The following is a 12549-nucleotide window of genomic DNA, read 5'->3' as shown; positions in this document are numbered from 1 at the left end:
AGTACACCCATCAACCGATGGCTCCCTCCCGAGGTGATCATGGTGACGTGGACAGTGGGACTTCGCCGCCGAGACTTGCATCGGCGCTTCTCGATGAGCCCCTCGAATCCTCCAAGGGGAGCCCCTGAGGGAACTCCAGCGCCGTATACCCATCCCGGAACAAATAGAAGCATGCGTTGACGTTGCCAATATCGAGCGAAGACTCACGCAAGCCCGCCTCCGAACAGATCTTCGTGCTGACGCCGTAACACCGCTCCGCGCAGCTGTCCCACCAGCGCGCTCGGGGCCAGGTCGTCTGTCGGCGGGAGGTTCAGGTTGACCGTCCACCAAGAAATACCTTCTGATCTGCTGATTCTTTCCGAATTTGTGCCAACTATCTTGAGAACACAGTTGCAAAACCGACGTCAGGCTCCGCGGAACCATCAGTGCCAACTAGCCTTCCGTGTGCCAACTACGTTGAAAACTCACAGCTGTGAGTTCTCACGCCAGTTGGCATGGTCGCAGGAATGATTGAGCGCCTCCGACGTCACGTTAGCTTGAGCTCGATGGTGGCCATCTTGGTCTCGTTGGTCGTTCTGATGCGGGACACGCAAGGACAGATCTTCGCTCTCGCGTCGCGCTGACGCTCGCTATAGAACACGTCGCGGTGGTCGATGTCGCCGACGAGTTCCACGACTTGAGCCTCACAAATGCCGCATTCCCCCTTCCGACAGTCGAACATCGGGTCGGCACCCGCATCCTCAAGTGCTTCCAGCAGTGTCTTGTCTGGCGGCACGACAATATCGATGTCGGCACCTGGGATTCGCACACGGAACGGCTGCGCGTCATGCCAGCCACTATTGCCGAACGTCTCGAATCGAAGGTTGGCATTGGGCCGGCCAGAAGCATCCCATGCTCGCCGAACAGCATCCATGAGCCGAATCGGACCACACATGTACAGTTCCGCATCCGGTGCGACATCGGTGACGAACTGTGGAACATCAAGCGAGGTGCCTTCCTCCCCGACGTGCACACGCAGCCTTTCGCCGTGCTCGGCGATCAGTTCATCGAGGTAGGCCATGGCCTCCCTACTGCGCCCACAGTAGACAACCCGATACTCCGCACCAGCTGCGCGAGCCGCTCGCGCCATACCGAGCACGGCCGTTATGCCGACCCCGCCAGCGAGAAAGACGTACTGGGCGGCGCCATGCCGGTAGGGAAAGTCCTGCAGCGGGTGGGTCACATCGATGCGATCACCGCGCCGGAGAGCGTGCATGAAGACGGCTGCACCGCGCGAGACGTCCGTGCGCATGACGCTGATGGCGAAGTCTCCGCCATCGCCGACTGAATCGACGATGGAATACGAACGCATGACAGGCTCACCGCCGAGGTTCATGCGAACATCGATGTGCATGCCCGGGCCCAGACTGCGTCGAGCGTCGGGAGTCAGTACGATCCGCTGGATGCGGTCGGTCACACGCACCGACTCTCGCACGGTGGCCTGCTGCCATGTCACGGTGTGCGCCTGCGCCATTTCACACAGCCTCTGGCATAGATTCCGCGGAGCTCCCCGGCCGGAGCGGAACACTCGTTGGTCGCCCCTCCCGCTCTAGCATCCGTTCGAGGATGCGGCGCACCCACATGCCTCCAGCGTCGATGTTGAGGCTGTAGAACTCGTAGTCAGGATTCGCATCGATCGCACTTTGCTGCGCGTGCAGCATCCGCTCGTCTTCACCGAACACGCCGTGCACGCCGTTACGCATCTGGGTGGTGATGAGCTGACTGTCGATGCAGTAGTTGCGCTGGAACGACCAGAAGTAATGGCATGTGCGGTCATTTTCGGGCGTGATCGTATTCATCACGTAGCCGTTCACGCCTTGGCTACGGTCTCCCTGGGGCGCTCCGGTACCGGCCTTGGCCACGCCGACGTCGATCCGGATCGTCGATGGCGCCTCAAAGTGGATGATCTGCCAGCGATCGACCTTGCCCTCGAAACCCGGAAACTTGTCCCGCATGCTGTTAAACCAGAGCGGTGGCGCATCGATGTTGAGCATCCACCGCTCTACGGTGACGGTCGTGTCCGTGTGACTGGTGACGAACTCCGATCCGCTCAGCTCGGCTTGACCGATGCTCGAGGAGTGCACGAATTCCTCATGCGTGAGGTCCATCAGATTGTCCAGTACCAGCTGGTAGTTGCAGTCGGCGTGTATCAGCTCTCCATCGCCGGTCCATCCCGGATCCGTCATCTGACCCATGTCCGGGATCAGTTGTGGGTCGGCGAGCACGGGGTCACCGACCCACACCCAGACATACCGATAACGATCGACGATGGGGAATGAGGGGACGGTCGCGCTGGGGTTGATCGTTTCCTGCGCGGGCATCGAGGTGCAGCGCCCCGCCGGGTTGTAACGGATGCCATGGTACGGGCACTGCAGATCATCGCCGATGACCTTTCCCATCGACAACGGCGCCAACCGATGCCAGCAGGCATCCGCGAGGGCCACTGGCGAGCCGTCCTGTGTGCGATACAACGCGAGGGGCCGGCCAGCGATCGTTCGTGCGAGCGGAGTACGTGTGACCTCGTAGTCCCATGCGGCCACGTACCACGCATCGCGCGGGTAGTCGAAGATTTTCGCTGTCGTGCGCATCCCAGCCATGTCCACTCCTTCGTGCGTGGAATTGAATTCCACTGTCTATTCGGCTATCTATCGCGGTACGTAGGCGACACCGCCTACCGGTTTGGCAATGAATCCAGGAAGGTGAGCAAGTGTCGAGCCAGCAGCACCGGTTCGGTCACCATCGGGAAGTGTCCGGTGGCGATCTCCGTCACCTGCCAACCTGGCGTCTCCCGCACGCGCCTGCGTATCGGGTCGATGGTCGGGTAGGCCGGTTCATTGCAGTCGACGAACAAGCGCGGCAGCGACTGCAACAGCGCCTCGTCGTACTCGAGCGGCTCTCGATACATGCCGAAAGGGTGAAGCACATGACGCCGGCGCAGCCAGGCCGCATCGTCGGCGCTGAGGGCGAACCCCTCGGTCGGATCCGGCGGTGGCAGCGCATTGCCGTGTTCGGCGGCCATAGCTATCCGCGTTGCTGCGATCTCGGGAGAGTGACCGACTCCCCATCCTTCGCCGGACAAAGGAGCCATCGCGTCGACGTACACCAGCCCGCGAACACGCGAAGGTTCTGCAGATTCCAACGCCGCGGCTGCACCCGTGATGACCATGCCCCCGTAGCTGTGTCCCACGAGCACGACGTCATCGAGTTCCTCTGCCTCGATCAGGCCGAGCACATCGTCGATGTGGGTCTGCAGCGTTATGTCTGGCCGGCGCAGGTGTGCGCGCTCACCGTCGCCGGTGAGCGTGACGGCGTGGACCTCGAATCCGGCCGCACGCAGTGGCGCTAGTAGACGACGCCACACCCACCCGCCACCCCATGCCCCGTGCACCAGGACGACTGCCGGAGTCGTCCTCTGAATACTTGACTCGCGAGAAGACTGCATGTCAGGCCGGATTCGACATGACGAGATGGCCGACAGCGGTGTTGGATGCCGGAACGTGATAGAACCGGTGGTCCACGGTGGGAGCCTCGCCGCCAAACTGGTCGTCCATCGCCCCTCGAGCGATGAGCCAGTCGACCAGCTCGATACCTTCAGACCCGGCCTCGTCAACATATTCGAGGTGTGGCCAATCGCTCAGCCCGAGCGGATCAGCGATGAGGTGGTCGAGGAACGCGTTGTCCCACTCGGAATTGATCAGGCCGGCACGCGGCCCCTGAAGTTGATGACTCATGCCACCGGTCCCCCAAATCTGAACGTTCAACTGTTCACCGTCCCATCTATCCAGCGCGCGCCGCAGCGCCCTTCCCAATTCGTAGCATCGACGTCCGGATGGCACCGGGTACTGCACAACATTCACGGCAAGTGGGATGACCCGGCACGGCCACTCCTCGACATCGCCGAACACCAGCGAGAGCGGGACGGTCAATCCGTGATCGACGACCATTTCGTTCACGAGAGTGAGGTCAAAGTCATCTTGGATCACCGAATGCGCGATGTGACCCGCCAGTTCGGGAAACCCTTTGACGTCAGGTACGGGCCGCGGGCCGTAGCCCTCATCGGCGACAGAATAGCGAGCGCCTGTGCCGAGCACGAAAGTCGGGATGATCGACGCATCGAACGCCGTGGCGTGGTCGTTGTAAACGAGAATCACGACGTCGGGTGGGTTCTCTTCCGCCCACTTGCGTGTCCACTCGTATCCAGCGAACACCCTTTTCCAATAGGGCTCCTCGGTCTTGCCCAGATCCATGGCCGCTCCAATGGCGGGAACATGTGAGGTGAAGACGGCAGATGTGTATCTGGCCGGCGCTCCTGCCCGCGCCGTCTGAGCGGCCTCAACAACCGGTGTCGGTGTCCAGCCGTCCAAGTCCTTCAGACGAACGCCCTGGGGTTTCCGTCCTCCGCCGAGCATCATGTCGCGATACGCCGCTTCCGACATCCCCGTCATCGAGCCGACCATCTGCTGCGCACTCAAGCCGTGGGTGGCGCCAATCTTCACGAGGAAGTAGATATTGCCCCCCTCACGGATCATCGCGTTCAGATCCATGTCGAGCACTGCCTGCCTCTGCGCGGGCGTCAAGGACCACTCATCGAGATATACCTCGCGATCGGCAAGATAACGCTCTCGGTTCGCTGGTTTCATCAACGACATGGCGAGCTGATTGAGGTGATAGCCCTTTCGTGCCTGCTCTGCGTCGAAGACAGTCGTGCCGGGAACGTCTTGATAGGACCTGTCAAGACCCATATCGAACTCCAAACTTCGTCGTTCTGGTATCGTAAAAAGCACTCTATAGCTATGCATGTAGCTATGTCCATAGATATTTCACGATGACTGCGACCGCACGAATATTCGCTCGTATACCCTTGTCCCGAAAGGAGTCCGATGACTCTGCGCTTCGCTCTACTTGCGCTTCTCCGTGTCGGACCGCTGTCGGGATACGACCTCGCCAAGCAGTTCGGTCAGTCGGTGGGGCACGTTTGGTACGCACCCAACTCTCAGATCTATCCGGAACTGCGGCGCATGGAAGCCGACGGGCTCGTCACCGCCGAGGAGCAGATCCGCGGCACGCGGGGCACGCGCCGGCTCTACCACGTCACGGATCTCGGTCATTCGCAATTCCTCGAATGGATGGCTTCGCCGATCGAGTACCAACGCGTGCGAGACCCGGCTCATCTGCGAGCCGCGTATCTCGAGGCGACTACTCCGCAGGCAGCGCGCGAGTTCTTACAGCGCCACATCATCGAATGGACGAAAGAACTGGTTCAGTTCGAAGGTCAGATTCGGCATACCGACGAGATGACCAATCTCATGCTTGTTCGCCGGCTCGCAGTGACAGCTCCAGAAGATCACGAGCGCACGATTGAGTTCAAGCGGTTCGCCTACGAGGGCCTCGTTGGTCGTGCGGTCGCCGAGATCGAGTGGGCGCGACGGGGACTGGAGCTCGTCGACCGATTGGCGGGCACGCAACCCGTGATGATTCCACACCCAGTCACATAGCGCCGGGGAACGGCGCCATGGCTCCACCGCTAAGTATGGAGTCCGACGTTGCATCGCGCCTCACGTAACGCGGATAAGTGAGCGCTGCCACCCGGAAGAGCCGTCGGGAGCGATCGGTGCCCGTTCCTCGATCTGCATGTCGCCGTTCTTGTTGACCGCACGGACGGCTACGTAGTGCGAACCGGCAGTCGCGTCCCACTCCATGACCCACTGCACCCAGGTGTCGTCGTTGATAGGCGCCGACAGCGTAGCGGGGACCCACTCTCCATCGTCGATACTCACCTCCACGCGATCAATGCCCACGGACTGGGCCCACGCGACGCCGGCGATCGGAATGCGACCGGCAGAGACCGCTGCACCGAGCTTGGGGGTATCGACGCGGGATGCGAACTTGATCGGGGCCTCGGCACTGTAGCCTCGCGGCGTCCAGTAGGCCTCATCATCGGCGAAGGTCGTGACCTTGAGCTCGGTGAGCCATTTGGTCGCCGAGACGTAGCCGTAGAGACCGGGAACGACCATCCGCACCGGGAAGCCGTGCTCGAGCGGCAGCGGCTCGCCGTTCATGGCGACCGCAAGGATGGCATCGAGCCCGTCGTCGGTCAGAGCCGACAAGGGCGTGCTCGCGGTATAGCCGTCGACACTGCGTGACAGCACCATGTCGGCGCCGGACTTCGGCCCTGCCTTGCGCAGCACATCGCGCAGCGGCACGCCGAGCCACATCGCATTACCGACGAGCTCGCCACCGACCTCGTTCGAGACGCAGGTCAGCGTGATTGCATACTCGTCGAGCCCCATGTCGAGGATGTCTTGGAAGGTCATCTCGACACGCTGATCGACCATGCCGTCGATCACGAGCCGCCAGGTCTCTGGGTCGATCGTTGGAACAGTGAGCGCCGTGTCGACACGGTAGAAGTCTTCATTCGGCGTGAAGAGCTTGCTCAGCCCAGGCACATCGAGTTCTGCACCCGCCGGCACGGTGACACTCGTACGCGGAGACGGAAGCTTGAGAGCACTACGGAGCGACTCGACCGAAGCCACTGCCATGCTCACGGTGCGGGCGGCGATGCCGACGACGACGGCGGATGCTCCGACGATCGCCGCGAGCATGAAGAAGCGTCGGCGGTCGAACCCGGTCGGTGCGGCTTCTGCGCCGGTGACCGTCGACTCTCGCCATGCCTTGAGGCGACGAACGAGGAGCACGAGGATGAAGGAACCGACGATCGTGCCGAGGACCGGCGGAAGGAAGGCGAGCGGCGTCACCCCTGCGCGGGTCACGATCGCCGCAGTCGAGACAACGCCCGCGATGACCAGTGCGACGATTCCAAGCGGAGGACGCACTAGTTGCAAGATGCCGGCGATCGCGGAGGCGATGACGACGGCCAGACCCAGCCCTGCCAGCAGGGCGATCTTGTCGTACTCGCCGAAGGTGGCGATCGCGAACTCTTTGAAGGGCTGGGGCACGATGTCGATCACGAACCCGCCCACGGCGATGATTGGACTGGCCGCGCGTGCGAGGATCAGCGCAAACAGCTCCGCGGTCGCGAGGAAGACCGCACCGCCGATCACGCCCGCGAGTGCCGCCCACACGATGAATCGCCTGCCACTGCGCTTGACCATGGTCTCCTCCAACTACACCCGTGAAGGTGTGCTCCCACGTTATTCGGAGACAGAGCGCAATCGGATGGGATCTAACGCTCAGCTAACGCCACCGAGTAACCACTCCGCCTCGGCAATGCCACCGCCGCCGCGGCCAGGAAGCACAGCGCCCCGACGAACGTCCCATTGCTCGCGAGCGCGCCCCTGAAGTCCTCACCATCAATAAGTACGTACGCACCGACCGCTGATACAGCGAACGCGACGCACCCGGCGAAGTTGATGAGCGTCGACCACCAGTCCCGATTGCCGGCATCCCACATCCGCGCCCCGCCCTGCGCGTACGCGACGAAAGCGAAGCATCCGCTCACGAGGAAGGCGACGGAACCACCGGCATCCGGACTCCAGACGAATCGGTCATCCGCAGAACGTGACACGGCGAACAGCGCTGCGATCGTGCTCACGTTGAACAGAATCGTGCCGAATGACTGCGTCGATGCCGTCAGCCATTCCGCACGAACCACACGTCGTCCTGAAGCGAGGCGCTCCTAAGCGGAACCGCTGAGGAAGAGCTGGATGAGGCCGGCACCGGTGAAGAACCATGCCCCGATGAAGCAGAGCACGTTCGCCGTCTGCGCGCCAAAGGCCATGCCCGGCACCGTCGCCAGCGCGAAGAATGCCGAGCCAATGATGAAGCCCCAGCACTGTTTGGTCTCAGTGAGCACCATCAGTGGTGGAACTGAGCCTGGCCGCTCGCACGATCAGGAAGCGGGAACTTCAGCTCGTCGAGGTAGGCGACCTCGCCCCTGATATCCGCCAGAAGAGCGGATGCCAGATCACGACTGAGGCCCGCTTTCACAACGATTCGCTGCAGCACCATGTCCGAGAGGTTGTCAGCCATGGGATAGGCGGGAACCAACCATCCCTTCATCCGCAGCCGATCCGCGAGGTCGTAGAGCGTCCAGTTGTCGGTGTGGTCAGCCTTCAGCATCCATGCGAAGACGGGGATGGTGTCGCCACGACTGATCAGCTCGAACGCATCCATCTTCTCGATCTCGGATGACAGATAGGTCGCGACATCGATCGAGTTCTGCTGCACTGCGCGATACCCCTCCCGGCCGAGCCGGAGGAACTGGTAATACTGCAGCAGCACCTGCGCGCCAGGACGCGAGAAGTTGAGCGCGAGTGTGGGCATGTCGCCGCCGAGATAGCTGACGTGGAAGATGATGCTCTCCGGCAGCACAGCGTTGTTCCGCCAGACGACCCAGCCGACGCCAGGATAGACGAGGCCGTACTTGTGCCCGGAGGTGCTGATCGAGTTCACCCGTTCGATGCGGAAGTCCCACTCCAGGTCGGGCTGGCAGAACGGTGCGACCATCGCCCCGGATGCCCCGTCGACATGGATGCGGATATCAAGGCCGGTGTTCTGCTGAATCTCATCGAGCTTCTGGGCGATCTGCTCGACCGGCTCATACGCGCCGGTGTAGGTCTGGCCGAGGATGGCGACGACACCGATCGTATTCTCGTCGACGTACTTCTCCAGCTCGAACCCGTCCAGAACCATGTGCTCAGGGGACACCGGCACGTAGCGCGGCTCGATCTCCCAGTAGTTGCAGAACTTCTCCCAGACAACTTGCACGGCGGCAGACATGACCATGTTGGGGTTCTCTGTCGACTTCCCCTCCGCCTTGCGCCTCTCCCGCCACAGCCGCTTCATCGCCAGCCCGCCGAGCATGCACGCCTCAGACGATCCGATCGTCGACGTACCGATCGTGTCATTCGCATCGGGGACGTTCCACAGGTCGGCGAGGATGCGCCAACAACGGTCTTCGATCGCCGCGGTGGCCGGGTACTCATCCTTGTCGATCATGTTCTTGTCTGCGGCTTCGAGGTACAGCTTCTTCGCCTCGTCGTCCATCCAGGTCGACACGAACGTCGCCAGATTCAGCCGGGAGTTTCCATCGAGGATCGCCTCGTCGTGCACGATCTGGTAGGCCGTCTCAGGGAGGCTCGGCCCATCGGGCATGACGAACTTGTCGAACTCGGTCGCCTCACCGGGGCGGACGAAGACCGGATTGATGCTGAGCATCGGATCAACATTGGTCGACTGGCGGGCCGGGGTGTGGTTGGTGGGCACTGTGCACTCCTGATCGGTCGCTTCTGCACGAACATCGGTTTACACCCGATACAGGACACCGTAGCGTCATGGCAGCGGCGGCGCTCAAGATCAGACGAAGGACACCCTCCACGCGAGCAGGGCGCGGTTCGTCAGCCCGCGAACTTGGCCTGCGGGACGCTTCGGATGCCGTCTGAGCTCGCCACGGACGCCTCCCATCGGCTCGCAGCAGTCTCATTCAGCTCCGGGGCATCTTCGGCTAGCAGAAACCCGTCGTCTACGAGGTTGCGGCTCGACTCCTCAAAGCGTCGACGGTAGCCGCGCTCATCCTGATACCGACGAACGACCTCCCCTCTCGGCAGTGGAGTCATCGTCCCGACGAGCCCCGCCGCGAGGTCACGATCCGCGAGTGGCGTCCAGCCGGGACCTTCCCCGCCTTCGCCTCCCGGCGTACCGTGAGGCGAATACGCGGCGAGCGCGACCTCCGCCCATGGCGAGCGGATGCCTCCAAGCACGTTGCCGTCCGCATCGCGGCGCAGCATCTGACGGGGATGTATCGGGCCCTCGGCGTAGTCGAACCGCAGCCCATGCGGAGCCTTGGTGCCGTCGACAGTGCGGATGAGATTGTCCAAAAGTGCGCGGGCGATGAGATCGCTGCGAGCGTCCGAGCGCTGCTCCCGCACCGGAATGTGGCCAGTATCGATCCCGGTGGCAGCGAGCGTGGCGGCGTTAGTGGATCGCACGCCTGGCCAGTTCTCGATATGGGCCGCTCCGGCGATCTGATAGAGCCGGTACGTGTCGCCCGGCTCATCCGAGTCGTCGCGGAGCTGCCCGCGGTGCGTCTCGGACTCAGTCTCGCTCAGTATCTCGAACACCGGAATGCCTGCATCGCGCACCGTCCGCCGCTCGTCGTCGGCGTCAACGGCGCGACTTTCGGGAGACAGCAGCGGATACCCGGCGAGTCCCGCTCCGCCAGAGGAGATGAAGATCGCCACTGCATCGGCGAGACTGCCGCGCGCGGTCGCGAAACGTTCCCGCGCGAACACCCGGCAGAAGCTGCCGGTCGCCGACCACCCGGATAGCACGATCCGCGATGTGCGCAGCGAACCGAGAGTGTCGCTTCGGATCAGCTCAAGGGCATCGGAGAAAATGTCCCACTCGGTGCCGAGCCCCGGAACCTCAAGCGTTCCGTACCGCTCGGGATCGATCTGCTCTCGCATCGCTCGTGCGACGTGTGGGTAGACGGTGACCCCCACCCAGGCGTCGCCTCGGCGCAAGAAATGCGATGCCAATGCGTCCCATGAGAGGCCCGCATCCATGTGGGGATGCAGCGGTTCGACGTGGGTGACGCCCGAAGCACGAGCGGGGTCGGAGGGATATCGCACGAGAAGCCGGGTGCGATAGGGAATCGTGGCATCGTCGCGCCTCGGCGAGCCTGGTTCGGCCGACTGCCAGAGCCCTGCACTACCGACGAGCAGGTATTCCTCCTCTTCGTAGCCCGCAACGGACAGGTCACACCCGAAGCCCTCCCGGGCATCGAAGGCCGCACCAAACGGCGGCTTCGAGCCATCCAGAAGCACCAACTGCGGGGAATGTGGGTTCATCGATGAACCTCCGATCGGGAGTTGTTGTTTATCAGTTTACTTGATAAGTTTCGTTGCGGATATCCCGAATCCCTGACCATCTTGCAAAGGAGCAACGCATGTCATCACGACGTAGATACACAGCGACTGGGGTCGCGCTGATCGCCAGCGCAGCCCTTGTCCTAACCGGCTGTTCGGGGTCCCCCGAACAGAGCAGTGACGCCAGCAGCGGCCTCGGTGAGAAGCTGACGCTGCAGTTCACCGGCGTGCCGATCAGCCTGAATCCCGCTCTTGCGGGCGGCGGCGGCAGCGTCGTCTTCACCGCCCTCGCCTATGACCCGCTCATCTACCTCAGCGGCGACGGCGAACTCGTACCCGATCTGGCGACCGAATGGAAGTTCCGCGACGAGGAGAACACTCAGCTCGAACTGACGATCCGCGAGGGCGTCACGTTCCAGGACGGCAACGAGCTGACCGCGCAGGCAGCCGCCGACTCGATGAACTACTTCATGGATGCTGGCGGAGGTCAGGTCGGAACCGTCGGACCAATCGACACGATCGTCGCCGAGGACGAAGACACTCTGCTCATCACCTACTCATCTCCATACCCGGCAGGACCAACGAAGCTCACGCAGATGAACCAGCTCGGTCTCATCATCGGCCCGGACGGGGTGGCCGATCCCGACTCGCTCCTGACCGGCATGAACGGCACGGGCGCCTACCAATACAACCCGGACGCATCCGTGGCCGAGTCGAGCTACGTGTACGAGCGCTGGGACGGATATTGGAACTCCGACGCGCAGAAGTACGATCAGATCGCCGTGCAGGTCATCGGTGATCCCAATGCCGTCATCTCGGCTGCGACCACCGGCCAGGTGGACTTCGCCGGGGGTGGGGCTGACTCTCTTGAGACGGCCAAGGACGCAGGATTGTCGGTCCTCGCCGCACCGTTCTTCAACTACGGTCTCATCGTGCTCGACCGTAACGGAGAACTCGTACCGGCACTGAGCGACGAGAAGGTACGTCAGGCGATGGGCTACGCGATCGATCGATCGGCCATCGTCTCCGCCCGTGGCGGCGACGAGTTCGCGACCGCGATCGACCAGCTGACAGCACCCGATGAGATCGGGCACATCGACGACTACGGTTTCGATTTCGACCTCGACAAGGCCCAGTCACTCATGAGCGAGTCGGGCTACCCCGACGGATTCTCCATGACCCTGCTGTCTGAGACGCCGCTGGACAACCAGTCACTCATCACCCAGGCCGCCATCTCGCACCTCGGCGAGATCGGAATCGACGTGACGCTCGATGTCGCCAGCTCGATTCCGGACTTCATCCAGAAGGCAGGCAGCAAGCAGTACCCGGCGATCATCTGGCCGATCGTCGGCGACACGGCATCCGACTACGCCACGACTTTCACAGGCGAAGGTTTCACAAACGCGTTCGGGGTGAAAGACGCGGCTCTGGACGACCTGGTCGCTCAGTCGATCGTCGCGACGGACGATGAGAAGGCGGCTCTGGAAGAGCAGGTGACTGAGCGGTCCAACGAGCTTGCCTGGTTCCTGCCGTTGGTTGCGACGATGAACGTTTACTACATCTCCCCTGATGTGACGAACGTGACGGTCTCCGCGCTGAACCCCAACCCGATTCCGGTCGCCCCGTCGGCCGATCTCGCCTGGCAGCCGGCCAGTTGATGGTTGCCAGAGCCGCATCGAGGGGG

The 12549-nt window shown here is 62.5% G+C and carries 11 protein-coding genes; 2 read left to right on the top strand and 9 right to left on the bottom strand.

The features are described 5' to 3' along the window. Positions 1 to 526: 526 nt before the first annotated feature. The 4 genes from AC1C2O_RS14135 to AC1C2O_RS14120 all read right to left on the bottom strand — a co-directional run bounded on the left by AC1C2O_RS14135 (position 527) and on the right by AC1C2O_RS14120 (position 4781). Positions 527 to 1513 carry a PDR/VanB family oxidoreductase gene (locus tag AC1C2O_RS14135; protein WP_495431075.1) on the bottom strand — a complete coding sequence of 329 codons (987 nt, stop codon included), beginning with the start codon at positions 1511 to 1513 and terminating at the stop codon, positions 527 to 529. A gap of 1 nt (position 1514) precedes the next feature. After that, positions 1515 to 2636 carry an aromatic ring-hydroxylating dioxygenase subunit alpha gene (locus tag AC1C2O_RS14130; RefSeq protein WP_495431074.1) on the bottom strand — a complete coding sequence of 374 codons (1122 nt, stop codon included), beginning with the start codon at positions 2634 to 2636 and terminating at the stop codon, positions 1515 to 1517. 74 nt (positions 2637 to 2710) lie between these two features. After that, positions 2711 to 3481 (bottom strand): alpha/beta fold hydrolase, encoded by a 771-nt coding sequence (locus tag AC1C2O_RS14125; protein WP_495431073.1) that lies wholly within the window; start codon positions 3479 to 3481, stop codon positions 2711 to 2713. 1 nt (position 3482) lies between these two features. After that, on the bottom strand, positions 3483 to 4781 hold the full coding sequence (locus AC1C2O_RS14120; protein WP_495431072.1) for a protocatechuate 4,5-dioxygenase subunit alpha/beta: 1299 nt from the start codon (positions 4779 to 4781) through the stop codon (positions 3483 to 3485). 138 nt (positions 4782 to 4919) lie between these two features. Between AC1C2O_RS14120 and AC1C2O_RS14115 the strand changes: the two genes are divergently transcribed. After that, positions 4920 to 5534, top strand: a complete 615-nt coding sequence (locus AC1C2O_RS14115) for a PadR family transcriptional regulator (protein WP_495431071.1) — start codon at positions 4920 to 4922, stop codon at positions 5532 to 5534. Positions 5535 to 5594: 60 nt separating this feature from the next. Here AC1C2O_RS14115 and AC1C2O_RS14110 read toward each other — a convergent pair whose 3' ends face one another. The 5 genes from AC1C2O_RS14110 to AC1C2O_RS14090 form a co-directional block, all read right to left on the bottom strand. Further along, positions 5595 to 7151, bottom strand: a complete 1557-nt coding sequence (locus tag AC1C2O_RS14110) for a molybdopterin-dependent oxidoreductase (protein ID WP_495431070.1) — start codon at positions 7149 to 7151, stop codon at positions 5595 to 5597. A gap of 71 nt (positions 7152 to 7222) precedes the next feature. Further along, positions 7223 to 7651, bottom strand: coding sequence for a hypothetical protein (locus AC1C2O_RS14105; protein ID WP_495431069.1), 429 nt, complete (start codon positions 7649 to 7651; stop codon positions 7223 to 7225). A 24-nt stretch (positions 7652 to 7675) separates the two neighbouring features. Further along, complete coding sequence (locus tag AC1C2O_RS14100) at positions 7676 to 7855, bottom strand: hypothetical protein (RefSeq protein ID WP_495431068.1); 180 nt, start codon at positions 7853 to 7855, stop codon at positions 7676 to 7678. Continuing rightward, on the bottom strand, positions 7855 to 9216 hold the full coding sequence (gene gad, locus AC1C2O_RS14095) for a glutamate decarboxylase (protein ID WP_495431743.1): 1362 nt from the start codon (positions 9214 to 9216) through the stop codon (positions 7855 to 7857). The genes AC1C2O_RS14100 and gad overlap by 1 nt, the downstream gene beginning before the upstream one ends. 179 nt (positions 9217 to 9395) lie before the next feature. Further along, positions 9396 to 10847: an alpha/beta hydrolase domain-containing protein gene (locus tag AC1C2O_RS14090; RefSeq protein WP_495431067.1), complete on the bottom strand. Its 1452-nt coding sequence runs from the start codon at positions 10845 to 10847 to the stop codon at positions 9396 to 9398. A 98-nt stretch (positions 10848 to 10945) separates the two neighbouring features. Here AC1C2O_RS14090 and AC1C2O_RS14085 point away from each other — a divergent pair, with 98 nt between their 5' ends. Then, on the top strand, positions 10946 to 12523 hold the full coding sequence (locus AC1C2O_RS14085) for an ABC transporter substrate-binding protein (protein WP_495431066.1): 1578 nt from the start codon (positions 10946 to 10948) through the stop codon (positions 12521 to 12523). Positions 12524 to 12549 lie beyond the last annotated feature (26 nt).

Source organism: Microbacterium sp. Y355 (assembly GCF_059445345.1).
The sequence above is the reverse complement of the archived record's forward strand: the minus strand, read 5'-3'. Positions and strand labels throughout refer to the sequence as shown.